Source organism: Moorena sp. SIOASIH (genome assembly GCF_010671925.1).
In the GTDB taxonomy this organism is placed as follows: domain Bacteria; phylum Cyanobacteriota; class Cyanobacteriia; order Cyanobacteriales; family Coleofasciculaceae; genus Moorena.
Window position 1 is genome coordinate 157,050 of the sequence record NZ_JAAHIH010000010.1, and the last position, 26,078, is coordinate 183,127.

At 43.2% G+C, this 26,078-nt stretch carries 27 protein-coding genes; 20 read left to right on the top strand and 7 right to left on the bottom strand.

Annotated elements, in window-relative coordinates; all coding sequences use genetic code 11:
• Nucleotides 1-131 precede the first annotated feature (131 nt).
• Nucleotides 132-1,832, top strand: a complete 1,701-nt coding sequence (locus F6J90_RS41490) for an MFS transporter (RefSeq protein ID WP_293108209.1) — start codon at nucleotides 132-134, stop codon at nucleotides 1,830-1,832.
• 168 nt (nucleotides 1,833-2,000) lie between these two features.
• Here the strand turns inward: F6J90_RS41490 and F6J90_RS41495 are convergent, their stop codons facing one another.
• A complete protein-coding gene (locus F6J90_RS41495) occupies nucleotides 2,001-2,255 on the bottom strand; it encodes a hypothetical protein (protein ID WP_293039139.1) in 255 nt (84 codons plus the stop codon).
• 159 nt (nucleotides 2,256-2,414) lie between these two features.
• Here F6J90_RS41495 and F6J90_RS41500 point away from each other — a divergent pair, with 159 nt between their 5' ends.
• The 12 genes from F6J90_RS41500 to F6J90_RS41555 all read left to right on the top strand — a co-directional run bounded on the left by F6J90_RS41500 (nucleotide 2,415) and on the right by F6J90_RS41555 (nucleotide 14,658).
• Complete coding sequence (locus F6J90_RS41500) at nucleotides 2,415-4,934, top strand: hypothetical protein (protein WP_293108211.1); 2,520 nt, start codon at nucleotides 2,415-2,417, stop codon at nucleotides 4,932-4,934.
• Nucleotides 4,935-4,998: 64 nt separating this feature from the next.
• Nucleotides 4,999-6,012, top strand: coding sequence for a hypothetical protein (locus F6J90_RS41505; protein WP_293108213.1), 1,014 nt, complete (start codon nucleotides 4,999-5,001; stop codon nucleotides 6,010-6,012).
• Nucleotides 6,009-6,275: a hypothetical protein gene (locus F6J90_RS41510; protein ID WP_293108216.1), complete on the top strand. Its 267-nt coding sequence runs from the start codon at nucleotides 6,009-6,011 to the stop codon at nucleotides 6,273-6,275. The genes F6J90_RS41505 and F6J90_RS41510 overlap by 4 nt, the downstream gene beginning before the upstream one ends.
• A 315-nt stretch (nucleotides 6,276-6,590) precedes the next feature.
• Complete coding sequence (locus tag F6J90_RS41515; protein ID WP_293108299.1) at nucleotides 6,591-6,944, top strand: ATP synthase subunit I; 354 nt, start codon at nucleotides 6,591-6,593, stop codon at nucleotides 6,942-6,944.
• A 76-nt stretch (nucleotides 6,945-7,020) separates the two neighbouring features.
• The gene (gene atpB / locus F6J90_RS41520) at nucleotides 7,021-7,770 is read left to right on the top strand and encodes a F0F1 ATP synthase subunit A (RefSeq protein ID WP_293108218.1); all 750 of its coding nucleotides are present in this window, start codon (nucleotides 7,021-7,023) and stop codon (nucleotides 7,768-7,770) included.
• 132 nt (nucleotides 7,771-7,902) lie between these two features.
• Nucleotides 7,903-8,148, top strand: coding sequence for an ATP synthase F0 subunit C (gene atpE / locus F6J90_RS41525; RefSeq protein ID WP_008181101.1), 246 nt, complete (start codon nucleotides 7,903-7,905; stop codon nucleotides 8,146-8,148).
• Between the two features lie 101 nt (nucleotides 8,149-8,249).
• A complete protein-coding gene (locus tag F6J90_RS41530; RefSeq protein WP_293108221.1) occupies nucleotides 8,250-8,681 on the top strand; it encodes a F0F1 ATP synthase subunit B' in 432 nt (143 codons plus the stop codon).
• A gap of 222 nt (nucleotides 8,682-8,903) precedes the next feature.
• The gene (locus F6J90_RS41535; protein ID WP_293108302.1) at nucleotides 8,904-9,437 is read left to right on the top strand and encodes a F0F1 ATP synthase subunit B; all 534 of its coding nucleotides are present in this window, start codon (nucleotides 8,904-8,906) and stop codon (nucleotides 9,435-9,437) included.
• On the top strand, nucleotides 9,434-9,988 hold the full coding sequence (gene atpH, locus F6J90_RS41540) for an ATP synthase F1 subunit delta (protein WP_293108224.1): 555 nt from the start codon (nucleotides 9,434-9,436) through the stop codon (nucleotides 9,986-9,988). The genes F6J90_RS41535 and atpH overlap by 4 nt, the downstream gene beginning before the upstream one ends.
• A gap of 361 nt (nucleotides 9,989-10,349) precedes the next feature.
• A complete protein-coding gene (gene atpA, locus F6J90_RS41545; protein ID WP_293108226.1) occupies nucleotides 10,350-11,867 on the top strand; it encodes a F0F1 ATP synthase subunit alpha in 1,518 nt (505 codons plus the stop codon).
• Between the two features lie 392 nt (nucleotides 11,868-12,259).
• Entirely contained in the window at nucleotides 12,260-13,210 is a 951-nt protein-coding gene (locus F6J90_RS41550; RefSeq protein WP_293108305.1) for a F0F1 ATP synthase subunit gamma, read from the top strand.
• A gap of 296 nt (nucleotides 13,211-13,506) precedes the next feature.
• On the top strand, nucleotides 13,507-14,658 hold the full coding sequence (locus F6J90_RS41555; protein WP_293108229.1) for an AZOBR_p60025 family cell surface glycopolymer formation protein: 1,152 nt from the start codon (nucleotides 13,507-13,509) through the stop codon (nucleotides 14,656-14,658).
• Between the two features lie 339 nt (nucleotides 14,659-14,997).
• On the opposite strand, the gene F6J90_RS43960 is transcribed toward F6J90_RS41555, so the two are convergent.
• Nucleotides 14,998-15,213: a T3SS effector HopA1 family protein gene (locus F6J90_RS43960; protein ID WP_366514009.1), complete on the bottom strand. Its 216-nt coding sequence runs from the start codon at nucleotides 15,211-15,213 to the stop codon at nucleotides 14,998-15,000.
• Between F6J90_RS43960 and F6J90_RS41560 the strand changes: the two genes are divergently transcribed.
• From F6J90_RS41560 to F6J90_RS41580, 5 genes are all read left to right on the top strand, one after another.
• Nucleotides 15,212-15,631, top strand: coding sequence for an element excision factor XisH family protein (locus tag F6J90_RS41560; RefSeq protein WP_293108232.1), 420 nt, complete (start codon nucleotides 15,212-15,214; stop codon nucleotides 15,629-15,631). The genes F6J90_RS43960 and F6J90_RS41560 overlap by 2 nt on opposite strands.
• On the top strand, nucleotides 15,619-15,960 hold the full coding sequence (locus F6J90_RS41565; protein WP_008181118.1) for a XisI protein: 342 nt from the start codon (nucleotides 15,619-15,621) through the stop codon (nucleotides 15,958-15,960). Before F6J90_RS41560 ends, F6J90_RS41565 begins: the two co-directional genes overlap by 13 nt.
• A gap of 368 nt (nucleotides 15,961-16,328) precedes the next feature.
• Nucleotides 16,329-17,585 carry a calcium-binding protein gene (locus tag F6J90_RS41570; RefSeq protein WP_293108234.1) on the top strand — a complete coding sequence of 419 codons (1,257 nt, stop codon included), beginning with the start codon at nucleotides 16,329-16,331 and terminating at the stop codon, nucleotides 17,583-17,585.
• A 313-nt stretch (nucleotides 17,586-17,898) separates the two neighbouring features.
• Entirely contained in the window at nucleotides 17,899-18,447 is a 549-nt protein-coding gene (locus F6J90_RS41575; RefSeq protein ID WP_293108237.1) for a calcium-binding protein, read from the top strand.
• Between the two features lie 291 nt (nucleotides 18,448-18,738).
• Nucleotides 18,739-19,692, top strand: a complete 954-nt coding sequence (locus F6J90_RS41580) for a calcium-binding protein (protein WP_293108240.1) — start codon at nucleotides 18,739-18,741, stop codon at nucleotides 19,690-19,692.
• Nucleotides 19,693-20,111: 419 nt separating this feature from the next.
• Here the strand turns inward: F6J90_RS41580 and F6J90_RS41585 are convergent, their stop codons facing one another.
• The 3 genes from F6J90_RS41585 to F6J90_RS41595 form a co-directional block, all read right to left on the bottom strand.
• Nucleotides 20,112-20,999 (bottom strand): metal ABC transporter permease, encoded by an 888-nt coding sequence (locus F6J90_RS41585; RefSeq protein ID WP_293051113.1) that lies wholly within the window; start codon nucleotides 20,997-20,999, stop codon nucleotides 20,112-20,114.
• Nucleotides 21,000-21,074: 75 nt separating this feature from the next.
• Nucleotides 21,075-21,380, bottom strand: a complete 306-nt coding sequence (locus F6J90_RS41590) for a hypothetical protein (RefSeq protein WP_293108244.1) — start codon at nucleotides 21,378-21,380, stop codon at nucleotides 21,075-21,077.
• Nucleotides 21,377-22,195 (bottom strand): metal ABC transporter ATP-binding protein, encoded by an 819-nt coding sequence (locus F6J90_RS41595; protein WP_293108247.1) that lies wholly within the window; start codon nucleotides 22,193-22,195, stop codon nucleotides 21,377-21,379. The genes F6J90_RS41590 and F6J90_RS41595 overlap by 4 nt, the downstream gene beginning before the upstream one ends.
• Nucleotides 22,196-22,515: 320 nt before the next feature.
• Here F6J90_RS41595 and F6J90_RS41600 point away from each other — a divergent pair, with 320 nt between their 5' ends.
• Complete coding sequence (locus F6J90_RS41600) at nucleotides 22,516-23,493, top strand: zinc ABC transporter substrate-binding protein (RefSeq protein ID WP_293108250.1); 978 nt, start codon at nucleotides 22,516-22,518, stop codon at nucleotides 23,491-23,493.
• Between the two features lie 57 nt (nucleotides 23,494-23,550).
• Here the strand turns inward: F6J90_RS41600 and F6J90_RS41605 are convergent, their stop codons facing one another.
• A complete protein-coding gene (locus F6J90_RS41605; RefSeq protein WP_293108253.1) occupies nucleotides 23,551-24,318 on the bottom strand; it encodes a hypothetical protein in 768 nt (255 codons plus the stop codon).
• A 309-nt stretch (nucleotides 24,319-24,627) separates the two neighbouring features.
• Between F6J90_RS41605 and F6J90_RS41610 the strand changes: the two genes are divergently transcribed.
• Nucleotides 24,628-24,753: a hypothetical protein gene (locus F6J90_RS41610; protein WP_293108256.1), complete on the top strand. Its 126-nt coding sequence runs from the start codon at nucleotides 24,628-24,630 to the stop codon at nucleotides 24,751-24,753.
• Nucleotides 24,754-24,811: 58 nt separating this feature from the next.
• On the opposite strand, the gene F6J90_RS41615 is transcribed toward F6J90_RS41610, so the two are convergent.
• On the bottom strand, nucleotides 24,812-26,053 hold the full coding sequence (locus F6J90_RS41615; RefSeq protein WP_293108259.1) for a tetratricopeptide repeat protein: 1,242 nt from the start codon (nucleotides 26,051-26,053) through the stop codon (nucleotides 24,812-24,814).
• Nucleotides 26,054-26,078: the final 25 nt, after the last annotated feature.

The window sequence follows — 26,078 nt, forward strand, 5'->3', positions numbered from 1 at the left end:
TTCCGAATTTCCCAAGTTCGGAATTTCCCTACTTATACAAGAAGTCTAATGTTAGAAATGGCTTATGAGTGATTCGTTTTGCTAAAAAAATCCCGATCACCACATTGCCTAGCTAAATTATCTTATCGGTTATGACTGATGTTTCTAGTTCTGATGCCAGTAATCCTGCCCAAGTCTCCGGTGGACTCGAAAAGCTTAACTTTACCACCAAACTAGCTTATGGTGCTGGAGATATGGGTCCAGCCATGACCGCCAATCTCTTAGTCTTTTACCTCCTGCCATTTTTAACCAATGTGGCTGGTTTACCAGCCGGTTTGGCAGGGAGCATTCTGATGATTGGCAAAGTTTCCGATGCCATCAATGATCCCATGGTTGGGATTATGAGCGATCGCACTCGTTCTAGTTGGGGGCGTCGCATTCCCTGGATGCTCTTTGGGGCAATTCCGTTTGGTGTTCTGTTTTTCTTACAGTGGATTGTCCCCCACTTCAGTAATAACAATACCATTAATAACTGGTTGCTGTTTAGCTACTACCTTCTGATTGCTATTCTGTTCAACATTGCCTACACTGCAGTTAACCTACCCTACACCGCCCTAACCCCAGAACTCACCCAAGACTACAACGAACGCACTAGCCTCAACAGCTTTCGCTTTACCTTTTCCATCGGTGGCAGCATCCTAACCTTAGTTCTAGGGGGATTAATTTTTAGTGCCTATGCCGGTGATAGTGGTCAGCAATATCTAGTGCTAGGGTTAGTCACCACCTTGCTGGCGGTGGTGCCGATATTGTGGTGTGTGCTGCGCATCCAAGAACGAGGTGCACAGCCTATATTGGGAACTCAGCAGAAAAAGACTGTAGGAACTCTGCTCACCCTAATTGGACCCCTATCATTTTTCTATGGCATTGCCCGGATTATCCCAGTGACTGCCCAATTATTGGGTGCCACTAGCAACCCTGATATCACTGGTATCTTTCTCAGTCTTCTTGGTTTACTAATTACCGTCTTTGGTATAACTCTGATATTTTCTACCCCAGAACCCCACCTGAAAGATAGCTCTGCTTTCACAGAGCGCTCTGAAGCTGACACTTCAGCCTCCTTATCTTTTTTTGAGCAACTGCGGATTGTATTCAGTAACCAGCCTTTTCTATATGTGATTGGCATTTACCTGTGTTCCTGGTTAGGTGTCCAGTTAATCGGTTCTATCCTGCTTTACTTCGTAGTCAATTGGATGGGATTGCCCGAGTCTACCTTTCCCTTAGTCGCCCTTGCGGTTCAAGGTACTGCCTTATTAATGCTGTTTTTCTGGAAGATGGTCAGTGAGCGATTGGGCAAAAAAACCGCTTACTTTATGGGCACTAGTATCTGGGTTATCGCTCAAGTTGGTCTATTTTTGCTACAACCTGGTCAAGTGGCCTTAATGTACTGTTTAGCTGTTATGGCTGGTTTTGGGGTTTCTGTGGCTTATCTGATCCCCTGGTCGATGGTGCCCGATGTGATTGAACTTGATGAATTGACCACAGGTCAGCGTCGGGAAGGGATATTTTATGGCTTCATGGTTTTGCTGCAAAAACTTGGTTTAGCCCTAGGACTGTTTTTAGTCGGTATTGTCCTAGAGTGGTCAGGATTCATCTCATCTACTGCTGGGCAACCAGTCCCCACCCAACCTGATTCGGCACTGCTAGCCATCCGTATCGCTATTGGACCATTGCCAACCCTATTCTTGATTGGTGGTATAGTACTGGCTTACTTCTATCCCATCACCAAGGAATTTCATGCCCAAATTCTCTTGCAGCTACGAGAGCGTGATCAAGCTACTAGGCAAGGGGAATAGGAATTGATCGGTTCTGTTGAAGATCTAGTTTGACTCAGGAGTAGTTTTCTAAAAATAGGAATGGGTCAGCCTGGGGTTAATTTGCCAATCAATGGCAATCAATGATCAAAAAGGTAGATGCGTTATAGCTTGAGTCGTAGCAATTACGATCACCAGCTTGGCTTGAGTTTAAGACGCCTGCCATTCCAATTCAGGCAGACTCTCCCAGGCTTGGACAACCAGGTCATTGAGTAATACTCTTTGTGAGTGATCAAGCCAATCGTCTTCTGCTAAGACTTCGGCAGTTAAATCGTCAAGGGACTGTCCCTCTTGACGAGCAATGTGAATGACACCAGCAATCGCCACTACCACCAGTTCTTCATCAACCGGTTGTTGACGTAGGGCGACTATTTCTTGTGGACTGGCTGGAATGGGATAATTCATACCTAACAAACAAGGGCACCCTTGACTATAACTAAACTGAAATCAATGTAAAGTATTTTTACGAATATTAAACAAGTCGATACTTGGAAGCTTAGCGTATTTTCAGCACTGATTACCTCCGTCTCTCCTCTTAATGACATTTGTGATCACATAACCCCTATGAAAGAGATTCTGTACGTAGAAATCCCTACTCCAGACACAAAGACTGTCTGCCACTGGTTGCAACAGGAATGGCAGCCTAAGCTCGGGGATAAGATAATCACGCCGGATGGTATCCGTCTGCAATGGGAGACTACTCCTGATGAGAATTCTAATCACAAGACTACAGTTGTAGTTTCTTTGATTCCAGAAATCTCGATTTTTGTCTGGTCCGTGCAGCGAACCACCTACCTCAAAGCCTTTCGTTGGTCCGAAAAGCCCCTGAGCGGCGAAAAGCTAATTCTAAGACAGCTCACCCAGAGTCTTCGGGACCAATTCCCCTACCACTATCCAGAACCACCGGATGTAGATTTATCTGAGCAAACCATCTTTGAAGCATTAGCACCCTATTATCCTCAGACTGTGCACTTTTTCCGGAAAATGCCTAGAGGAGAATATGACCTTAATCGAGTTTATTGGTGGGAAAAGCGCTGGCGTGAGGGGGTTCGGAACCCCCAGCAGCCCAAGCAGGTAGTGTTTAAGGGGTTGAAGAGTGTTCCCGTAGCGTGGCCGAAAGGCCAAGGTTCTCAACAGTTGAAGGTTGGCCAGTTGAAGGGTGAAGGTTCTCAACAGTTGAAGGTTGGCCAGTTGAAGGTTGAAGGTTCTCAACAGTTGAAGGTTGGCCAGTTGCAGGTTGAAGGTTCTCAACAGTTGAAGGTTGGCCAGTTGAAGGTTGAAGGTTCTCAAAACAACCTTCAACCAACTAACCTTCAACCAACTAACCTTCAACCATCTAACCTTCAACCAACTAACCTTAAATCATCTAACCTTCAACCAACTAACCTTCAACCATCTAACCTTCAACCAACTAACCTTCAACCATCTAACCTTCAACCAACTAACCTTCAACCAACTAACCTTCAATCAACTAACCTTCAACCATCTAACCTTCAACCATCTAACCTTCAACCATCTAACCTTCAACCATCTAACCTTCAACCATCTAACCTTCAACCTTCAACCCCTAAGTACGACGTAATCTACATCGGTGGTGCCTTGGGAGTGATCCATGCTGCAACAATGGCGCAGCGGGGTTATCGGGTATTGCTGATTGAGCGGTTAACCTTTGGGCGGATGAACCGGGAATGGAATATTTCACGGGATGAGTTTCAAAGCCTGATTGATTTGGGTTTATTTACCCCTACTGAGTTTGAAGGGATTATTGCTAGGGAATACGTTGATGGATTCAATAAGTTCTTTGATAGCAACAACCCACCCCACTTGAAAGCAGCCATCTTGCACACGCCAAGGGTGCTCAATATCGCCATTGATTCTGCTAAATTTTTGCAACTGTGTGGGAAAAAGCTCAAGAGTGCTGGGGGAGAAATCTGGGATGAGACAGAGTTTATCCAAGCAACTATCACCCCAGAGGAAGTTGTGGTGGAAGTGCAACACTTACCGACTAAATCTCACCGACAAGTGAGTGGTCGTCTGTTGGTGGATGCCATGGGAACGGCTTCACCAATTGCTTGGCAGCTCAATGGGGGTAGGGCGTTTAATAGTGTCTGTCCCACGGTGGGGGCTGTGATTGAGGGATTAGAGCCTCAGGTGTGGGATCCCGATTATGGTGATGTTCTCAATAGTCATGGGGATATTTCCCGGGGACGTCAGCTGATTTGGGAGTTGTTCCCTGGTGCAGGTGAGGAATTGACAATTTATTTGTTCCATTACCATCAGATACATCCTGAGAATCCCGGCTCTTTATTAGAAATGTATGAAGATTTCTTTACTATCTTACCGGAATACCGCCGATGTGATATAGAAAAATTGGTGTGGAAGAAACCAACCTTTGGGTATATTCCCGGACATTTTACGGTGGGAAGTCGCGATCGCATTGTGGCCTTTGACCGACTGGTTGCCATTGGTGATGCTGCTTCCCTTCAGTCCCCCTTGGTGTTCACTGGCTTCGGTTCCTTAGTGCGTAACCTCTATCGCTTAACCGATCTCTTGGACACTGCCTTGCGGCACAATCTTTTGAGTGCTAAGGATTTAAATCAAATTCGCGCCTATCAAAGTAATATTGCTGTGACCTGGCTCTTTTCCCAGGGGATGATGGTACCAACAGGTCGTCATCTACCACCCCAGCGGATTAACGCCATGCTCAATACCTTCTTTGGGTTGTTGGCAGATGAACCACCGGAGGTATCAGATACGTTTATTAAAGACCGTTTCAGTTGGTTAACCTTTAATCGACTGGCACTCAAAGCAGCTCGGCGAAACCCTGCCCTCATCCCCTGGATTTGGGAAATGGCTGGTGCTAAGGATTTCTTGCTTTGGGTAGGCAGTTACTTAAGTTTTACTAGCAATGCCTTTGTCAGCGGGTTGCTCAAAGGTTGGTTTCCCAGTCTAGTTCGACGGTTACAGCCCTGGCTTGAAAAGCGTTATCCACGGCTTTGGTTACAGTTGTTGGCTCAAAGTTATGCCATCACAGCTGGGATGGGGCGTCCTGAAAAAGTAAAGCGTGAGCTCAAGTTCGATTGAATACTTATCATTGAAGGTTATTCGTTAATTGTTAATTAACGAATAACCAAGAAGGAAGATGATAATGAGTCAAAGAAAGAGTTTAGTAATTATCTGTCTAATTTTAATCGCTGTTGTCGGTGTTGTCATTAATGTCAAAGTTTTACAAGTTTGGAACTATAACACTGAGGGACATGATATTTACTATAGCTGGGTAGAAGGAAAGCGAATTTTATCGGGGGAAAATCCCTACGCTAGAGTCTTATCGGGAAATATGAGAGAGAATCAGAAGTATGCTACCTATTTCCCCCTTTTTTATTGGCTTTCAGCATTAACTCAATTATTGGGGTTCCAAGACTACTCAGACTGGATTTCCCTATGGCAACCGATATTTTTAATGGTTAATATCGGGATTGCTGGTTTAATTTTCTATCATTTGTCTAACCATAAATTATTTATTTTTGGCTGGTTTGCTGCTTTATTTTGGTTACTAAACCGATGGACACTTTATGTTAGTATCGACGCTAACTTAGATTTCCTAGCCATATTTTTTCTGATTCTTTCCCTGATGTTACTGCCGAAACACAAGTCCACAGCTTTCTTGATGTTTAGCTTGTCTTTAGGGATTAAACAAATTGCTATATTTTTAGTACCACTTTATCTGATTTGGGCTTGGCAATCATCAGATGATAATCCTGTCAAGGATACCTTCATCGCTTTATTGTTAATACTTGTTATCCCTGGGATCACGTCACTACCATTTATTTTATGGAATACAGAAGGGTTCTTTAAATCGATTCTATTTTCAGCCACTAGAAATCCAGACGGACATGTTAATGCTCCTTCCTTAGATGGGTTAATTACATTGTCAAATCCTGATTTCGTTGGTATCAAAGCGAAGTTGCCAATGGTGTTGGTAATGAGTCTAGTATTTCTGACTGCCATGAAGCGACAAATTGGAATCTATACTAGTGCTTTGCTGACCATGTCCGTATTTATTCAGTTCAATTCAGTGATATTTAACCAATATTTTTGTTGGGTGGTACCTTTGTTGCCTCTCGCTAGTTGCGAGATCCTTCCTAAGAAGGATGCCAAATGAGATATCCTTCCGTTAAACGTGATGCTCGGTACGAGCCGCTACGCGAACGCATCAGGATCTCAATAGCGAAACCCAACAAAACCATTGCCAATGTTGGGTTTCGCTACCGCTCCACCGCTGCCTATCTAAAATCAAGGGTTTTACGAGTAAAGTCAGTCAATCACCGTCTAGCACTAGCCACCCGCCCCCTCAAGGGTGGCGCTATACACACCAAGTGCGCACCTCAAGGACTCACAGAAAATCATCCGTGTGGTGAGCCCTAAGTCTGCAAGCTTAGTTTGTGTAGTCGCTACCTATGGGTTACATGCACCCATCCCTTGCCCCATTTATCATCACCCTGTCAGCCGAAACCCTTACTTATACCGCACTTCCGAGGGATTAGTTATTTTTCTACCAGATTTGTTAAGTATTGTGACCTTTCCCATGATATGATTACCTCTGGTTTGTGAAAACAAGCCAGATGACTGGACTAGCATTTGCTGCTACCGGTGAACTTGTCAGATGACCCTCTTGAGAAACCATTGACCATGGAGGAAAACACGCAAACAAGTTACTTGTCCCCTTCAACGAGTTCGTCAATGCAGGAGTATTACCAACTCAAACAAACTCTGTTGTTGGTCACCCTAGTCGCGACAGGGATTATTTTCATCTCTGTGTGGCTGGTTTACTCCCTCAACATTGCCTTAAATTATTTGATCGGGGCGTGTACTGGTATGGTTTACTTGAGAATGTTGGCTAAAGACGTAGAGCGGCTAAGCCAACAAAATAGGCGTCCGAGCATGGCTCGGTTTGCGGTTTTTATTGGGATAATTGTAGTAGCCAGTCAATGGCAAAAATTACAAATACTTCCTATATTTTTAGGGTTTCTGACGTACAAAGCCGCAATTATCGTCTATATCCTGCAAAGCCTACTAAATCCTACCTCTAAGTAAGATTTATTTAAGTCGGATTTATTGGTAGGATAAACAGACGTTTCACCCTTGACAGAAATCTGGGTAAATCTCCAGAATGGAAATGATAAATTCTTTAAACGTTCTGAATTCTTTACCCCTTGCTTCCTTAGAAGTTGGTGAACACTTTTATTGGCGGATTGGCAATTTAACATTACACGGTCAGGTTTTTCTCACCTCCTGGGTAGTGATTGCTATTCTGGTAGTAGCTTCCCTTGCGGCAACTCGAAATGTCCAAATGGTTCCTGGCGGTATCCAAAATGTGATGGAGTACGCCCTAGAATTTTTGAGGGATTTAGCGAAAAACCAGCTGGGGGAAAAAGAATATCGCCCTTGGGTACCTTTTATCGGTACACTGTTTTTGTTTATCTTCGTGTCAAACTGGTCAGGAGCCCTAATTCCTTGGAGTATTATTGAGCTCCCATCTGGTGAGCTGGCGGCTCCTACCAATGACATCAATACCACCGTTGCTTTAGCCTTACTAACATCATTGGCGTATTTTTACGCTGGTTTGAGCAAGAAGGGTTTAGGTTACTTCGCTGGCTATATTCAGCCAATACCAATCCTCTTGCCGATCAAGATTTTAGAAGACTTCACCAAGCCCCTCTCCCTAAGCTTCCGTTTATTTGGCAATATTCTGGCAGATGAACTGGTAGTAGCCGTGTTGGTGCTGCTAGTGCCTCTGTTTATCCCGTTGCCAATTATGGCGCTAGGTCTATTTACCAGTGCAATTCAAGCCCTGGTCTTCGCTACCTTGGCAGCTGCCTACATTCACGAGGCAATAGAAGTCGAAGGCGAAGAACATTAAGGGATAACCTTATGATGGGAATGGCACGGTAGCCTTAAATTAGGAATAGTTGGAATTCAGGACTCCTTAGGAGAATCCTTCTGACTAGTAGCTCTCTATTTTGTTCTTTACTCACGGATAAGAAAAATCATCATGGATCCAATCGTTGCTGCTGCTTCAGTTGTCGCTGCTGCTCTCGCTGTCGGTTTAGCTGCTATCGGCCCTGGTATCGGTCAAGGAAACGCTGCTGGTCAAGCTGTAGAAGGTATTGCTCGTCAGCCGGAAGCTGAAGGAAAAATTCGCGGTACTCTGCTGTTAACCTTGGCATTCATGGAATCCCTGACTATCTATGGTCTGGTAATTTCTCTGGTACTGCTGTTTGCTAACCCATTTTCTTAGAACCTGATACTTTATGTAGAGACGTTGCAGGCAACGTCTCTACATGGTAGGTCTGATAAGGTGAATTGTTCGGTTTTATTCCGATTTGGGATTTGTAAAAAATGTTTGATTTTGATGCTACTCTGCCTCTGATGGCATTGCAGTTTCTGGTTTTGACAGTTGTATTAAATACCATATTCTATAAGCCACTCACAAAAACGCTGGATGAGCGTGACGAATACATCCGGAATCAGGAATCTGATGCCAAAGAACGCTTGTCTAAAGCCGAAAAAATGGCTAAAGAGTATGAAGAACAGTTGGGTCAAGCCCGGAAGCAGTCTCAAGCTGTGATCGCTGCTGCCCAAGAAGATGCCAGAAAAATGGCAGCTCAAGCGATCGCTGAAGCCCAACAAGAAGCTCAGGCTGAACGAGCAAAAGCTCAAGAAGAAATTGATCAACAAAAACAGCAAGCAATGGCTTCCCTCGAACAACAAGTCGATGATCTATCTCGCCAAATCTTAGAAAAATTGTTAGGGCCAGCGTTAGTAAGATAAATGGTGGCGTCTTGACCGCCTGACCCATATATTTACTACAACTCCTAAGAGATTGGCGATGTGGGAGTACTGTCAAACTATGTCAAACTATTAATTATATTGAGATAATTGTCTTGAGATAATTGTCTTGAAATAATTGTCTTGAGATAATTATCTTGAGAGTAGGTGGACAGGTCATAGCTTAGCAAGATTATGCGTTCAAAACAATTGTAAACGGATATGATGGGGAATTTAGTATTATTGGCAACAGAAGCTCATGGAGAAGGTGGTTTCGGCTTAAACTTTAATATTCTTGAAACCAACCTAATCAACCTGAGTATTTTGTTGGGGGTACTGTACTACTTCGGTCGCCAATTAGTGGGAAACGTTTTGAGTGAGCGACGCTCAAAAATTGAACAGGCAATTAAAGAAGTAGAAGCTCGTCAAAGACAAGGAGCCGAAGCCTTAGCAGATCAACAGCAGAAGTTAGCTCAAGCCCAAGTCGAAGCAGAAAACATTCGTGCTGCAGCAGAAGTTAATGCTAAAGCAGCTAAAGAGGCAATTTTGGCCGCTTCGGCTCAAGAAATTGAACGGATGAAAGAATCAGCAGTTCAGGATTTGAACTCGGAAAGGGAACGAGCCATGGCCGAACTACGCCAGCGAGTTGCTACCATGGCAATGGCTAAGGTTGATTCCCAACTAAGAGATACATTAGATAATTCCGCTCAACAACAATTAATTGACCGCAACATCGCTCTGTTGGGAGGTGGCTCATGAAAGGTGGTTTTTTGAGTGGCCAAGTACTCGAACCTTATGCAGAAGCGTTGCTCGATTTGGCTAAGTCCGATAACGAACTCAAAGGCAAACTGAGTGAGGATGTAGATACTCTGCTGAGTCTTTTGAAAGAATCGCCACAATTGCAAGAGTTTTTAGGCTCTCCTGTGGTCAGAGCTGAGGATAAAATCGGGGTCTTGCAACAAATTGCTGGGGACCAACTTCACCCCTACACCATGAATTTTTTAAGGATTCTAGTAGACCGTGGGCGCATTGCGTTTTTGGAAGGCATTTGCCTGAAGTACCAAGAACTTCTCAGGGATTTAGATCAAACTGTTTTGGCTGAGGTCAGTTCAGCAATAGAACTTTCTGAAGCTCAGCAAGAATCAGTTCGTGAGAAAGTTAAGTCCCTCACGGGAGCCAATCAGGTAGAACTGGATACAAAAATTGACCCGGATGTAATCGGTGGTGTGATCATTAAAGTCGGGTCTCAGATATTTGATGCCAGTCTAAAAGGACAACTCCGTCGCATCGGTATGGCTCTGACCAGTTGAAGGTTAGCAGGTTCAAGGTTAGTAAGTTGTTCGCCTTTGGCGTTCCCGAAGGGTAGGTTAGTTGGTTGTTCGCCTTTGGCGTTCCCGAAGGGTAGGTTAGTTGGTTGTTCGCCCAAGACGTTCGGTTTAGGGTAGGTTAGCAGGTTGTTCGCCCAAGACGTTCGGTTTAGGGTAGGTTAGTTGGTTGTTCGCCTGAGTCGTCCGAAGTAGGCTCGGTTAGGAATTTAAAGATTAACCCCTTGGGAAATAACCTTGAACAGTCAACAGTAAACAATCAACAAACAATCAACAATCAACAGTCAACAGTAAACAGTTAATAGTTAACAGTAAACAATTAGTTAGTTAACGATAAAAACCAATCATGATTAGCATTAGACCAGACGAAATTAGCAGCATTATTCGGCAGCAAATTCAAGGATATAACCAAGGTTTTGCGGTTTCCAACGTTGGAACGGTTTTGCAAGTTGGTGATGGTATTGCCCGGATTTATGGCTTGGAAAAGTGCATGGCTGGGGAACTGCTGGAGTTTGAAGATGGCACCGTTGGCATTGCCCAGAACTTAGAACAGGACAATGTGGGTGCAGTGCTGATGGGGGATGGTTTAAATATCCAGGAAGGTAGCTCGGTTACTGCTACTGGTAAAATTGCTCAGGTACCCGTCGGAGAGGCACTGATTGGTCGGATAGTTGATGGCTTGGGTCGTCCCATTGATGGTAAGGGGGACATTCAAAGCACTGAATCCCGTCTGGTGGAATCCATGGCCCCAGGGATTATTGCGCGGCGTTCAGTTTGTGAACCCATGCAAACGGGAATCACCGCTATTGACGCTATGATTCCCGTTGGACGCGGTCAGCGGGAGTTGATTATCGGTGACCGACAAACCGGGAAAACTGCTATTGCTGTAGACACAATCATCAACCAGAAACAGGAAGATGTAATTTGTGTCTATGTTGCTATTGGTCAGAAGGCATCTACGGTAGCCCAAGTGGTGAATACCCTCCAGGAAAAAGGAGCATTAGACTACACTGTGGTCGTGGCAGCGAATGCCAATGACCCAGCTACTCTACAGTTCTTGGCTCCCTACACCGGTGCCTCGATTGCCGAGTACTTTATGTACAACGGTAAGGCAACCCTAGTCATTTATGATGACTTGTCTAAGCAAGCTCAAGCCTATCGCCAGATGTCCCTACTGCTGCGCCGTCCACCAGGACGGGAAGCTTATCCAGGAGATGTGTTCTACGTCCACTCCCGCTTGTTGGAACGGGCAGCTAAACTGAATGATGAACTGGGTGGTGGTAGTATGACCGCACTGCCTATTATTGAAACTCAGGCTGGTGACGTATCAGCTTACATCCCGACTAATGTAATTTCTATTACCGATGGTCAAATCTTCCTCTCCTCTGACCTATTTAACTCTGGTGTCAGACCAGCGATTAACCCTGGTATCTCAGTGTCACGGGTAGGTTCTGCTGCCCAAACCAAGGCCATGAAGAAAGTGGCTGGTAAATTGAAGCTAGAACTAGCCCAGTTTGACGACTTGCAAGCCTTTGCTCAGTTTGCCTCCGACTTGGATGCCGCTACCCAAGCTCAGTTGGCTCGGGGTCAACGTTTACGGGAAGTGTTGAAGCAACCTCAGAATTCTCCCCTAGCTGTGTTTGAGCAAGTGGCAATCGTTTACGCTGGACTCAATGGCTATCTAGATGATGTGCCTACTGATAAGGTGACAACTTTTACTCAGGGACTGCGGGAGTACTTGAAAACCAGCAAGCCAGAGTACGTTGAGATCATCAAAAAGGAGAAGAAGCTCACTGATGAAGCCGAAAGCATTCTAAAGGAAGCGATCGCAGAATACAAACAGACCTTCCTAGTCTCCGCTTAACAGGTTAAAGATTAGTTTCCGTTGCAGGTTAGTTTCCGTTGCAGGTTGCAGGTTAGTTTCCGTTGCAGGTTGCAGGTTAGTTTCAGTTGCAGGTTAGTTTCCGTTGCAGGTTGCAGGTTAGTAAGTTGCAGGTTAGTAGGTTGCAGGTTCTCTAAAACACAGTCAACCTAGCCTACCCCGAACGCCAAAGGCGAACAACCAGACAACCTTGGCCTAAAGGCCACGCTATGCGAACAACCAGACAACCTTGGCCTAAAGGCCACGCTATGCGAACCCAGACAACCTTCAACCTTCAACCTTCAACCAGACAACCTTCAACCTTCAACCAGACAACCTTCAACCTTCAACCAGACAACCTTCAAGCCGAGACAACCGTCATCCTTGAACAGATTATGCCTAATCTAAAAGATATTCGCGATCGCATTAAGTCAGTCAAAAATACCCGGAAAATCACCGAAGCGATGCGCCTTGTGGCTGCGGCTAAGGTACGTCGTGCTCAACAACAGGTAACTGCCACCCGTCCCTTTGCTGACCGCTTAACACAAGTTCTCTACGGTTTGCAAAACCGGATGCAGTTTGAAGATGCCAATCTCCCCCTACTAAAAGAACGGGAAATCAAGAATGTAGGCTTGCTCGTCGTTTCAGCGGATCGAGGACTATGTGGCGGTTACAATACTAACGTTATCAAGCGTGCAGAAAACCGTGCAAAGGAACTACAGGAAAAAGGGGTTGGCTACAAATACGTGCTAGTTGGACGCAAAGCTATTCAGTACTTCCAACGCCGCGACCAGCCAATTGATGCCAAGTACACCGGTTTAGAACAGATTCCCACAGCATCAGAAGCATCTATGATTGCTGACCAACTCCTCTCCCTGTTTCTGTCTGAAACCGTAGACCGGGTGGAGTTGATATACACCAAATTCGTCTCATTGATTAGTTCTCGACCTGCGGTTCAAACCCTGCTACCCCTAACAGCTAAGGGACTAGAATCACAGGATGATGAAATCTTCAGATTGACAAGTAAAGGTGGTGAGTTCAAGGTGGAACGGGAGGTAGTCACAAGAACAAGTACCGAGACTTTCCCCCGTGACATGATTTTTGAACAAGACCCCGTGCAAATCCTGGATGCCCTGTTGCCTTTATATCTAAACAACCAGTTACTACGGGCCTTACAAGAATCAGCAGCTAGTGAACTGGCTTGTCGGATGACAGCAATGAGTAATGCCAGTGATAATGCATCGGAACTGACTGGTAAACTAACCCTAACCTACAACAAGGCACGGCAAGCCGCTATTACCCAGGAAATTCTGGAAGTTGTCGGTGGTGCTGAAGCACTCGGTTAATTTCATTTCATTTAATTTCTTTTATCCTCAGCTGCAAAGATTACCTGCGTCTGGAATTAACCAGGCGCATTTTTACTGTTTGCTAATTGTATCAGCAATTATAGTGTTTAGTAATCAAGGGAATAGTAGGTTATATCATGTTAATATAATCAGTTATCAAAAAACTTAGCTTCCTTCTTGTAGGTAATCTCCCTTCTCATCGCCTGTTCCCTGTTCCCTGTTCCCTGTTCCCTATTATCTACTAATTATAAGTGTTCAACAGAAAATGATATTAGGTCATGAAACAAATGTAAGTCATGAAACAATTATGGAATCGCCAACCGGTTGAGATTAGGCACACAATATTGGCTGCTGTTTTAGTATTATTTATAGTAAGTTTATTTTATTTTGTAAAATTTGAAGGGAACATTACTGGCTTTTTCAGAATTGGGTCACTATTCCCTATTTCTCCTTATCTAAATAGTCAGAAAGTATTGATGTATCAGGGAGAGCAGGGATATGATGGTCAACAGTTTTTGAGTATTGCCCTGGATCCATGGTTAGAAAACTCAGGCACAATAGAAGCCATTACTCCTCCGCAATATCGCTACAGAAGAATTCTTTATCCACTGCTAGGTTATCTATTAGGTTTTGGGAATCCCCAGTTAATTCCCTACGCAATGGTTGGCATTAACTGTCTAGCTATTATTCTGATAGTATTTGTGAGTAGTTTATATCTGAAACGATATAGTGGCAGAACTTGGCCCTCACTCCTGGTTCTTTCTATACCAGGAGTTTGGATGGTTTTATCCCTTTCAACAGCTGATTTAATTAGTAGCTTGCTGCTGGTAACAGCTATCTATTTTTATCGCAATGAAAAACCGATTTACACAGCAATAACCATCGCAGCTGCTTGTCTGACACGGGAGACAATGCTATTAATGTGGTTGGCAATTTTATTAACCAGTATATGGGAGCGCAAAGGTCGGCAGCTGCAACATCTATTATGGGCTTGGATACCAGTAGCTGGGTGGGCTATCTATGTTTTATATCGTCTAGAGGCTCAAGAGAATCTAGAAGGTAGTGAAAATTTTGGCTACCCTCTATTTGGCATAGGTCAAAAGCTGATTGATAGTCTCACAGGAGGACTAGGGGGAAAAAACCTGTTTGAAGCTTACTCATTTGCCTTATTAATAGCAGCTTTTGTAGTCACTATACTGCTAGCAAGTCAGTCCCTGCGGCAAAACAAGGTTATCCTAATCAGTGCAATTATTTATGCTGTGCTATTTTCAATGACTAGCATGACTATCTTAGGGTATTATTTGGATTATTCTCGTGTATACCTAGATATCTATTTCTTACTATTACTCAGTAGCAGTTACTCAAAACACTATTTAAGCTATTTAAAAATAATCGTCATGGCTGGTGCCAGCTTGGCAAGCATCACGTATTTACTTGCCCATTCATGAAACACCGGAAAGGTATAATCAAGATTCGGTAAAAATTTGATTTAGCGTTTGTATTTGAGTAAGCATTCAGCCGTCAGCCGTCAGCCGTCAGCTAAAAGCTCACGCTACGCGAACAGCTTATTTTTCAAGTAGCGTGCGCTATGGGCATAAACTGTTACCGTAGCGTGACCACAGGCCTTTAGCCTTTAGCCTTTAGCTGTTCGCGTAGCGTGCGCGTAGCGCTAATCGCTGTTCGCTGATAGCTGAATGCTTACGTATTTGAGATGTAAAATTTAACACGATAAATAAAGATATAATGTCAGGTGTACTTTGGGGTAAAAAGCGACATCATGAATAATATCAAGTCAGGTTGAATACCCTCAGCCCTGGTGCTAATGGTTTAGTAAATAGGAGCACTTCCTTTTGAAAATAAGCTTGATATTCATCATAGCATCTATGAAGAATCTTTTTGACCCTTGGATAATCACTTTTTGCTAACTTAAGAATACCCGAATCATAACGGTAATGGTCAGAGTAAATTAAGATAAATAAATTAATCATTAAATCAATAACCATGCCAGTTCGTGACTACTATCATGATATTGTACGCAATGCCCTTCAAAAAGACGGTTGGACAATCACCCACGATCCCTATCGTTTAAAACTCACTAGAAAAAAGAATTTATATATTGACTTAGGGGCAGAACGACTCATGGCGGCGGAAAAAGGTGTCCATAAAATTGCTGTTGAAATCAAAAGTTTCCGCAGTGCATCAGAAATGAAAGATTTAGAGGAAGCAGTGGGTCAATTTGTCTTGTATGAACACCTACTGGCACGCTACGAACCCGAAAGAAAACTCTATTTAGCTGTTCCAGAAGATGTGAGAGCATCAGTGTTTGAAGAAGAAGCAGGACAAGTTTTAATCGAAGATAAAATCATTCGAATTTTTACCTTTGACGTAAATCAAGAGGAGGTTATTACATGGATACCTTAAACAAAACTAATCTAAAACAAGCCATTATCAAAGTCTTACAAGACTACGTTGAATTTTTAGGAAATGACCCCGAAAGCGACCTTCAATTAATCATTGACGAAAATAAAGATCACTATCTCCTCATGGAAATAGGTTGGCACAAAAATCAAAGAATTTACGGCAGTTTGATTCACATTGATATCATTAACGAAAAAATTTGGCTTCAACAAGACGGCACAGAAGAAGGAGTCGCCAACGAACTGGTAAAACTAGGCATTTCACCTCAACAAATTGTCCTTGCCTTTAAAACCTTAGAACGCCGTAAAATAACTGACTTTGCCGTTTCCTAATTCAAAACTAAGTACCCATGAAAAACCGGAAAGGTAAAATGAAGATTCGGTAAAATTTCAATAAAACTCTAACAAAGGTAAAAAAAATCCTTAGATAGCGTCTTTGCTAGCGCTATCCTTATAGTTAAGGGGTAACCTGATTGGGTGTGTTTGAGTGAACTCAGGCGCATTTTTAATGAGGATTTTTATACCCACAGATTTTATTAATAACTATTACAAAAATTGTTTTTTTTCAGAAAAAGGGCAATTTTAACTTGATTAATTATTAAAGGCTGAAAATCACACCAGTTTTCAGATACAGCCTCAGATACTACCCAGGTGTGCATTATATAACAACTGAGAATTTATTAATTACGGAGCAAACATTGATGGTTTCTAATGATAACTTTGCAGACCGGATATTCTTAAAGCGTACATCAGTTAGTACCACAGGCACTAACGTGGGTTTCACTGGGGAGTCAGGTGAGCCGAATCATGCAGAATTTAGCAGCCCGTTAAATTCTGCGTGGTGGTCTTGGACAGCTGCCGCTGATGGAATCGTGACCATTGACACTTTTGGGAGTAACTACGACACTACCCTCGCAGTCTACACCGGTTCAGGAGTTAACAGCTTAACAGAGATTGCCAGTAATGATGACACCTTTGGTTTGCAAAGCCAAGTTGTATTTACAGTTACGGCTGGTACAACTTACCAAATTGCTGTTGATGGCTTTTCCTTCAGCACAGGCTTGATTGATCTCAACATTAACTTAGATATTGACGACAATCTTATTTTGGGAACATCAGGCAATGATAGCCTGTTCGGCAGTGTCGAAAACGATCAGATTGAGGGTTTGGCTGGCAATGACACTATCTTTGGTAGTGAGGGAATTAATACCCTTCTCGGCGGTGATGGTAATGACGTGATCTACGGTGGTTCACAGCTGGATGTGATTAGCGGTGGTAGCGGTAACGATACCATCTTTGCCAGTGAGGGTAATAATGAAATCTTTGCTGGTGCTGGTGATGACCTGATCTATTCTGGCTCTGGCAATGATTTGATTAATAGTGGCAGTGGTAACGATACCATCTTCGCCAGTGAAGGTAATAATGAAATCTTTGCTGGTGCTGGTGATGACCTGATCTACGGTGGTTCACAGCTGGATGTTATTAATGCTGGTAGCGGTAATGATACCATCTTCGCCAGTGAGGGTAATAATGAAATCTTTGCTGGTGCTGGTGATGACCTGATCTACGGTGGTTCACAGCTGGATGTTATTAATGCTGGTAGCGGTAATGATACCATCTTCGCCAGTGAGGGTAATAATGAAATCTTTGCTGGTGCTGGTGATGACATCATCTATTCTGGCTCTGGCAATGATTTGATTAATAGTGGCAGTGGTAACGACACCCTGTGGCTAGGAGGTGGTGAGGATCTAATTGTCCTCGAAAGCGGCAATGGCTTTGATACTATCAATAACTTCCAGCTTGGTCTAACTATCTTTGATGTTACCAATCCTAATCAGCTGAGCATCATTGATGGTGCTAATGGTGCCGAAATCTTGAGCGGCGGAGACCTCCTGGCTGTGGTGAGTTGGACTCAAGCTAGCACTCTGATCGACAATCTCGATCAGGTGTTTGTCTAGGATTTTTCTGCAAGCCTCCGGTAGAGCAAAGCTTGCCGGAGCATAAAATCATTACTTGATGAGCATAGTGCGTCTGAGTGAACTCAGGCGCATTTTTGATCAGGGTTAGTCTGCCTAGACTTTTGTTAAGAAATATTAAAAAAGTCTGCCCTTTGTAGAAAAAGGGCAGATTTAGTTTGATTAACCATTAGAGGCTGAAAAACACAGCAGTTTTTAGATACAGCCTCAGACACCACCTCAGATGTAACTTCAGATACAGCCGAGGTGTGGGTTACATAGCAACTGACGATTCCTTATTAAGGAGGAAACATCAATGAATTCTACCAATAATATCACGGGAACAGCAGGTGATGATAACCTGTTTGGCACTGTCGGAAACGATTATATTAACGGTTTCGGTGGCAATGACACGATCTCTGGTAGTGAGGGAATTGATACCCTTATCGGTGGCAGTGGTAATGACCTGATCTACGGTGGTTCACAGCTGGATGTGATTAGCGGTGGTAGCGGTAACGATACCATCTTCGGCAGTGAGGGTGATAATGTAATCTATGGTGGTTCTGGTAATGACATCATCTATTCTGGCTCTGGCGATGATTACATTCGCAGTGGCAGTGGTTACGACACCCTGTGGCTAGGGGGTGGTGAGGATCGAATTGTCCTCGACACCGGCAATGGATATGATACCGTCAACAACTTCCAGCTTGGTCTAACTACCTTTGATGTTGCCAATCCTAATCAGGTGAGCATCGTTGATGGTCAGGATGGTGCTGAAATCTTTAGCGGCGGAGACCTCCTGGCTGTGGTGAGTTCGACTCAAGCTAGTACTCTCTACGACAATTTCAATGACGTGTTTGTCTAGGGTTTTTCTACAAGCCTCTGGTAAAGCAAAGCTTGCCGGAGCATAAAATCATGATTTGATTAGCATAGTGCGTCTGAGTTAACTCAGGCGCATTTTTGATGAGGGTTTTTCTCCCCAGGGATTTTATTAAGAACTATTACAAAAATGGCGTTTTTTCATAAAAATGGAAAATTTAACTTGATTAACTATTAGAGGCTGAAAAACACAGCAGTTTTCAGATACAACCTCAGATACTACCCAGGTGTGCATTACATAGCAACTGACAATTCATTAATTACGGAGCAAACATCAATGGTTTCTAATGATAACTTTGCAGACCGGGTATTCTTAAACGGTACATCAGTTAGTACCACAGGCACTAACGTCGGTTTCACTGGGGAGCCAGGTGAGCCGAATCATGCACGATTTGACCCCCAGTTGAATTCTGCGTGGTGGTCTTGGACAGCTCCCGCTGATGGTATCGTGACCATTGACACTTTTGGGAGTAACTACGACACTACCCTAGCAGTCTACACCGGTTCAGCAGTTAACAGCTTAACAGAGATTGACAGTAATGATGACAGCTTTAGCTTGAACAATAACATTTTTACTTTTCAAAGCGCAGTTCAATTTACTGTTAACGCTGGTACAACCTACCAAATTGCTGTTGATGGCTTTTTCTCCAGCACAGGCTTAATTGATCTCAACATCAACTTAGATATTGACGACAATCTTATTTTGGGAACATCAAACGATGATACCCTGTTCGGCACTGTCGAAAACGATCAGATTGAGGGTTTGGCTGGCAATGACACAATCTTTGGTAGTGAGGGAATTAATACCCTTCTCGGCGGTGATGGTAATGACGTGATCTACGGTGGTTCACAGCTGGATGTGATTCGCGGTGGTAGCGGTAACGATACCATTTTCGCCAGTGAGGGTAATAATGAAATCTTTGGTGGTTCTGGTGATGACGTCATCTATTCTGGCTCTGGGGATGATTTCATTAATAGTGGTACTGGTAACGACACCCTTTTCCTAGGGGGTGGTGAGGATATAATTGTCCTCGAAAGCGGCAATGGCTTTGATACTATCAACAACTTCCAGCTTGGTCTAACTACCTTTGATGTTGCCAATCCTAATCAGCTGAGCATCGTGGATGGTAATAATGGTGCCGAAATCTCGAGCGGCGGAAACCTCCTGGCTGTGGTGAGTTCGACTCAAGCTAGCACTCTCAACGACAATTTCGATCAGGTGTTTGTCTAGGGTTTTTCTGTAAGCCTGCGGTAGAGCAAAGCTTGCCGGAGCATAAAATAATTTTTTGGCATAATTATTGTTAGATGAGGAGAGGAAGATCACAGAATTATAACTTCGGTGATCTTCCCCCTCTTGCCCTTGTTGCGATTCTCACCAATGAATGATATTATATCGGGATGATTAGTGATAAAAAACCATCTCCGATTCAACCTTACTCCTTTCCTTCAGCATAGCTGCCTTACTTTTTGCCCGTGCGCGAATCACAATATTATACCAGATATAGCATTTCCAAATGAATGGTAAAAAAAGATCACAGTTCTTTCCATTCCCAAAAATTACTATATACTTTCTTGTCTCTTGCCTCTTGCCTCTTGCCTTTTGCCTTTCTCAAGGTAGACTATGTTCACAACTGAAATAAAAATGCTATATCAACGCCACAACCTCTTAATTTCCTGCCAAATTTGTGATTGTCCTAACTGAGTATTCGGATGAGTTAACACTCCCTGACTGGGACTAAATAAAAATGCCAGCATAAATAAACCAAAAGCTACTAAAACAATTGCTGGTCCAGAAGGCAGATTAAAAAAATAACTCAGGTACATACCAGTAATACTAGCTACTACCCCAAGGGCTGAACCCAAAATCATCATCTGGTGTAACCGATTGACTAATAAATAAGCTGTTGCTCCTGGTGTGATTAACATGGCTAGCACCAAGATCACTCCAACTCCTTTGAGGCTAGCGACAATGGTCAAGGCAATCAAGATCATCAGACCAAAGTTCAGCAAGTTGGTTGGTAAACCTGCTGCTTTTGCCCCTAATGGGTCAAAGGTATAATACATTAATTCTTTGTACAGCAGGAGAATGATTGATAGTACAATCGCGGTGATAATGGCTGTATTGATGACTTCTTCATTGGTGACACTCAAAATATTGCCGAATAGGAAGTGATTGAGGTCAATTTTGTTATCTTTCTGCATCACCGTAATTAAGGTGATGCCTAGGGCAAAGAAAGCGGAAAACACAATCCCCATAGCGGCATCTTCTTTAATTTGCGATCGCGTCCGGATCCAAGTAATCACCACAGTGCTAACCACTCCAGCAATAAACGCTCCCACAAAAATGTCAGCACCGATCATAAATGCGATCGCTAATCCCGGTAGTACAGAATGACTGATAGCATCTCCGAGTAACGCAAGTCGCTGTACCATGAGGTAGCTACCAACTGCCGCACAAACGATGCCCACTAAAACCGCAGTAATTAGCGATCGCTGCATAAACCCATAGTGCAACGGCTCAATTAAAACCTCTAACATATAGCATTTTTAGGTGATTTGTGAACATACTCCTTCAGGAAAGGCAAGAGGCAAGAGGCAAGAGGCAAGAGTTAATCAAGCATAGAATAATTTTCGGTAATATCTTGTGCATTTAAAGTGTATATTAGTGAAATCAAATAAAAAAAATAGAGCCCAGTCCCCTTTTGCCTTTTGCCTTTTGCCTTTTGCCTTTTGCCTTTTGCCTTTTGCCTTTTGCCTTTTGCCTTTTGCCTTTTGCCTTTTGCCTTTTGCCTTTTGCCTTTTGCCTTTTGCCTTTTGCCTTTTGCCTTTTGCCTTTTGCCTTTTGCCTTTTGCCTTTTGCCTTTTGCCTTTTGCCTTTTGCCTTTTGCCTTTTGCCTTTTGCCTTTTGCCTTCTTTCACTTTACAGCAACTGGATCTAACCAAAAAACGACTTGACCACCATAAGCCTGTTGCATATTAGCTGCACTCAATACCTCTTGCCTAGAGCCACTAGCAATTAACTCCCGATTCAACAAAATCAAATCATCAAAATGAGTCATCGCTTCTCCCAAATCATGGTGAACTACTAGCACAATTTTTCCGGCATCGGCGAGTTGATGGAGGATAGTAAAAATTACAGCTTCAGTTTTTTTGTCAATACCAGCCATCGGTTCATCAAAACAGAATATATCTGCTTGTTCAGCTAATGCTTTAGCGAGAAAAACCCGTTGCTGCTGTCCTCCCGATAGCTGTCCAATCGGACGATTGCGGTAATCACTCATGCCAACTTGTTCAATTGCATCTGCTGCGATCCGCCGGGATACCGTAGAAAAGCGACGAAACCATCCTGTTTTGCGGACTCTACCCATTAGCACAACATCCCAGACAGTCGCGGGATAAGTCCAGTCAATTTGCGTCCGCTGTGGCATATAAGCCACATTTTCTAACTGTTCTATCAAGGGTTTTCCCTGATACATAGCTTTGCCTGTGGCAGTGGGAACTAACCCCAGCATGGCTTTCATCAAAGTACTTTTCCCTGCACCATTAGGACCAATAATTCCGGTTAATCGTCCTGGTTTGATCTCACAGTTGATATCCCTGAGTGCTTCTACTAGGCGGTAGTGTACACCCAGTTGCCTCAGGGTAATGGTTCCTGTCTGGGACAGATTGCTATATCCAGCTTGGTGTTTCCTCTTAGGAGAAGCAAGGTGATGAACCGAGGCAGCATCTGGCATAGAGGGTTCCGGAAACAAAAAATGAAACAAATATGAAAATAGTTTACCATGAAAAATGAAAAGAATATGATAAGACTTATGCTGCAAACCCAGTTTCTTAGGCATGTAGCGCCTTCATGAGGGGGTTTCCACGCCAGTTGCTCATGGCGCATGGGTCTGTGTGGGTCACCTGCGTCCGCACTGCTGTTTGCCCTGTGGAACGCCAGTCGCTCATGGGGGGAACCCCCAAGACCGGGCTGGATCGCTGTTTCAATCCCCTGAATTCCTTCGTGGGGTATTTTTGAATTTTGAATTGATAATTTTGAATTGGAGCAAAGCGGTTGAGAATAATTACTCAGTCCCAGACTAGAAAGCCCCAATGGTGGCTAACAGTAGTAATCATTTTAGGAGTCTGGATAAGTGGGTGTGATACCACCGGAACAAAGCAGAGTGGTATTGATGGCGATGATAAGCCGAATGTAGTTACCACTAGCACTATCATTACTGACTGGACGAAACAAGTAGGAGGAGATGAAATTGAACTGACGGGTATCCTAAAACCGGGAGCAGATCCCCATGTCTATGAGCCAGTCCCAGCAGATACTATAGCGTTGGAACAAGCAAATCTGATTTTCTACAATGGCTACAATCTAGAACCAGCACTGATTAAGCTGATTAAGTCTGCTGGGGTTAAGGTCAAGAGCTTTGCGGTTGGGGAAGTGGTGTCACCCTTGGATTTTGAATACGAAGGAAAGAAGGAACCGGATCCTCATGTTTGGGGGGATGCTAAAAATGCGATCGCAATGGTCAATGCCATTCGGGATCAGTTGATTGAACTCTCACCAGAGGACAAGGAAGAATTTACCAAGAATGCAGCACAGCTAACTGCTGAATTGAAAAAGCTTGATGGTTGGATTATCCAGCAGATTCAAACTATTCCTCAGAAGCACCGCTACCTAGTCACAACTCATGATGCTTTTCAATATTATGCTCGTGCCTATGGCATACCAGTGGCTGGAACCTTAATTGGCATGAATACTGAGGAACAACCCAGTGCTCAGACTGTCAAGGGTTTGGCAGACGCTATCAAAAAAATTGGGGTTCCGGTGATTTTTGCCGAAACCACGATTAACCCAGCTTTGATCAACACTGTGGCCCAGGAAGCTGGAGTGAAGTTAGCGCCACAAGAATTATACTCTGATTCCTTAGGTGTACCAGGTAGTGAAGCTGATACTTACATTAAAATGTTAATCACTAATACTCACACAGTTGTGGAAGCCTTAGGAGGCAACTATCAAACGTTTAATCCAGTTGAGTAATGTACTTGACTAATGCAGTTTACTATTTGCCAGAGACTTGTTTAAGTTTTCAATCATTTAAGCAATCAATGAACTCTGCTCCACATCTATCATCCTAAAATAAAGTACCTGTTCATTAATTTCAAGATTATTGATCATCTTCACAGTAGCCAGTAAACCTTCACTAATCAGTTCGCTCTTGACTTCACCGTATTCCGTCTGCAAGATAATATTTTTTTCCCGGTCATCATTGGAGACATTATTAGGATCTGTCCAGGTTCCTTCTCCTCCTATTTGGGTTACGGCTACCATGAAGTCTATAACGTGGAATTTATGCTCTGGTACGATCAGCGTCAACAGTTCCCGTTCTACTCGATCAAATCGAACATTGGTATCTTCATCCCCAAAGAGCAGTGCGTAAAATACATCTTTAGCTTCAAGCAAAAGTTCGTTACCCTTACTACTCCTTTCGGTGTTAGTAATTAGGGCTGTCCCTTTTTGAGGGGGATTATTTAGGTATCCTTCTGCTTCAAGTTGCTCCCGATCTAGTCTCTTATACCTCTTGATAATTTGGGCTAGTTTGTCCTCATCAAGCTCTATCTTGGAGATGCGTTCAAGTCTAGCCCGGTGTTTTCTTTCTTTATCTTCTAACGCTAGAGCTAGCTTCTGGGTAGTTGGCGGTTGTATCCCACAGACCAATTGGTTGTCTCGGCTCAAGGTTAATGAGATGATCTGCTCTACTAACCACTCTTTATCCTGGTTCATCAGCATTTTGCGCAACCGCTCACTGAATTCGTCAGATAACTCTGTCTTGATTTGGTCGATTAATTTTTTAAGGGTTGTCACGGTCACTCTCCTTCTATGCTGTAGTCACCCATTTAACTGGCCTATACCAAGTGCCGGTCAAAGTAGTAATTTACTGATAGGATTACCGTTGCTGTTGACTAGTATTTGACTAGTATTTGACTATTAATAGTTAACATTTAACCCTCAACGGTCAACCTTAAACATAGTTACCCCAAGGAATGCAACATGGTATTACTTAATATTTTGGCTTGAAAAATTAGAAATTGGGAATTGGCTGGACAAGATTCAATAGAAGAAATGTGCTATAAGTTACCAAATTACAAAAAACTAAGCTATTAAACCGGTAACTTGTACATTCAAGTATATGGAGCAGATGGAGTAACGGATGGATTAGGGGATGTTTTGACGCTGATTCCCTTAAAACTCTCTTTATTATTGCCTTTTGCCAATAGCCATGCATGCCTTTTGCCTTAAAAGGATAAGCAATGTCGCTCACTCGTAATGAGAATTGCTATAAATACAATGGTCATATCTATCGATTAATTAGGTCTTGCAACCGTTGCTCATCTTTAATCATGTCAAAATCCGCCTCAATATTAATAAGATACTTAAGTCTATCATTCAAACTCATCGCTTGTTCTAGACTGGCAATTGCTGAGTCAATCTCACCGTTTAAGGCATAATAACAAGCTTGGTTGTAGTAAAGATTAGATGAATTTGATTTTAGCTGCCGTACTCTTTCCAAACTGTCCCAGGCTTCTTCATAGCGACCAAGTTTGATCAAGGCATAGGCTCTATGGTTCCAAGCATGATGAAAATCTGGGTTGATCTGAATAACCTGATCATAGGAAATCAGTGCTTCTTCATAGTGTTCCATGTATCTGAGAGTATAACCTTGTCCAAACCAACTCCTAAAGTTGTTCGGATTAATTTTAATCGCCTCGGCATGGGCAGCGAGGGATTCTTCATATCGCTTTAATCTCTGCAGGGCTTGGCCTTTTCCTGACCAAGCCACATCGGAATCTGGCTGGAGCTGAAGCGCTTTTTCATAGGATGCGATCGCATCTTCATAGCGATTTTCAATCCAGAGAGCGTGCCCTTGATTGATATAGTCATCAACCGTTAAATAAAGCTGGGGATTGGCAGACTTTAACGACTCCAGCTGTTTAGTTAGCTCTTCCAGTTTTTGTTGGACTTCTGGAGCAACAAATTCTTCTTGGATAATGGACGGAGTAATTCGAGAAATTTCGTTAAAAATCTGCTCTTTCTCATGTTGAGCAGCCACAACTAGATGCTGGAGTTGAGAAACTAAATCAGATTTAAGGGTTTCCAGCTCCTGCTTGAAAGCTTCAACTTGTCGTTTTAATTCCGTAGTGACTTCAGCATCAATTTGCTCTTTTATTTTTTGTTCAGCTTCTTCTTGGAATTGCTTTTGCGTCTCAGACACTAATTGGTTGATGATGCTACGACGTAGCAAGAGCACTGCCAGACTAGTAACAATAGGCATGGCAATTAGTACTGTAATTAAAAGGTTGAGCAGGTTAATCGTCCAGTCAAAGGTTCGATGAACTTCCGATTGGATATGATTGCGAATTGTATAACTTTTCTCTAGATGATCATTAATTAACCTTTCCACTTCCTCGCGTTGTTGGTTGGACAGTAGTGGAGTCGGTGGTGTAGCGTTAGGAAATGATGAATTAGGTTGAGCAATTGCCCCCTCAACTGATAGCAGTAAAGTAGCCAAAGTAATAGCAAGGTTAGGCTTGATTTTCATAACCACTGATATCAAGTATTGCCAA

Excerpts from the sequence above, each read along its gene's own strand:
- F6J90_RS41555 (WP_293108229.1), top strand. The coding sequence starts at position 13,507 with ATGAAACAATTATGGAATCGCCAACCGGTTGAGATTAGGCACACAATA.
- F6J90_RS41580 (WP_293108240.1), top strand. The coding sequence starts at position 18,739 with ATGGTTTCTAATGATAACTTTGCAGACCGGGTATTCTTAAACGGTACA.
- atpB (WP_293108218.1), top strand. The coding sequence starts at position 7,021 with ATGGAAATGATAAATTCTTTAAACGTTCTGAATTCTTTACCCCTTGCT.
- F6J90_RS41495 (WP_293039139.1), bottom strand. The coding sequence starts at position 2,255 with ATGAATTATCCCATTCCAGCCAGTCCACAAGAAATAGTCGCCCTACGT.
- F6J90_RS41570 (WP_293108234.1), top strand. The coding sequence starts at position 16,329 with ATGGTTTCTAATGATAACTTTGCAGACCGGATATTCTTAAAGCGTACA.
- atpA (WP_293108226.1), top strand. The coding sequence starts at position 10,350 with ATGATTAGCATTAGACCAGACGAAATTAGCAGCATTATTCGGCAGCAA.
- F6J90_RS41595 (WP_293108247.1), bottom strand. The coding sequence starts at position 22,195 with ATGCCAGATGCTGCCTCGGTTCATCACCTTGCTTCTCCTAAGAGGAAA.
- F6J90_RS41565 (WP_008181118.1), top strand. The coding sequence starts at position 15,619 with ATGGATACCTTAAACAAAACTAATCTAAAACAAGCCATTATCAAAGTC.
- F6J90_RS41550 (WP_293108305.1), top strand. The coding sequence starts at position 12,260 with ATGCCTAATCTAAAAGATATTCGCGATCGCATTAAGTCAGTCAAAAAT.
- F6J90_RS41490 (WP_293108209.1), top strand. The coding sequence starts at position 132 with ATGACTGATGTTTCTAGTTCTGATGCCAGTAATCCTGCCCAAGTCTCC.
- F6J90_RS41505 (WP_293108213.1), top strand. The coding sequence starts at position 4,999 with ATGAGTCAAAGAAAGAGTTTAGTAATTATCTGTCTAATTTTAATCGCT.
- F6J90_RS43960 (WP_366514009.1), bottom strand. The coding sequence starts at position 15,213 with ATGGTTATTGATTTAATGATTAATTTATTTATCTTAATTTACTCTGAC.
- F6J90_RS41530 (WP_293108221.1), top strand. The coding sequence starts at position 8,250 with ATGTTTGATTTTGATGCTACTCTGCCTCTGATGGCATTGCAGTTTCTG.
- atpH (WP_293108224.1), top strand. The coding sequence starts at position 9,434 with ATGAAAGGTGGTTTTTTGAGTGGCCAAGTACTCGAACCTTATGCAGAA.
- F6J90_RS41515 (WP_293108299.1), top strand. The coding sequence starts at position 6,591 with ATGCAGGAGTATTACCAACTCAAACAAACTCTGTTGTTGGTCACCCTA.
- atpE (WP_008181101.1), top strand. The coding sequence starts at position 7,903 with ATGGATCCAATCGTTGCTGCTGCTTCAGTTGTCGCTGCTGCTCTCGCT.
- F6J90_RS41615 (WP_293108259.1), bottom strand. The coding sequence starts at position 26,053 with ATGAAAATCAAGCCTAACCTTGCTATTACTTTGGCTACTTTACTGCTA.
- F6J90_RS41585 (WP_293051113.1), bottom strand. The coding sequence starts at position 20,999 with ATGTTAGAGGTTTTAATTGAGCCGTTGCACTATGGGTTTATGCAGCGA.
- F6J90_RS41510 (WP_293108216.1), top strand. The coding sequence starts at position 6,009 with ATGAGATATCCTTCCGTTAAACGTGATGCTCGGTACGAGCCGCTACGC.
- F6J90_RS41560 (WP_293108232.1), top strand. The coding sequence starts at position 15,212 with ATGCCAGTTCGTGACTACTATCATGATATTGTACGCAATGCCCTTCAA.
- F6J90_RS41500 (WP_293108211.1), top strand. The coding sequence starts at position 2,415 with ATGAAAGAGATTCTGTACGTAGAAATCCCTACTCCAGACACAAAGACT.
- F6J90_RS41535 (WP_293108302.1), top strand. The coding sequence starts at position 8,904 with ATGGGGAATTTAGTATTATTGGCAACAGAAGCTCATGGAGAAGGTGGT.
- F6J90_RS41575 (WP_293108237.1), top strand. The coding sequence starts at position 17,899 with ATGAATTCTACCAATAATATCACGGGAACAGCAGGTGATGATAACCTG.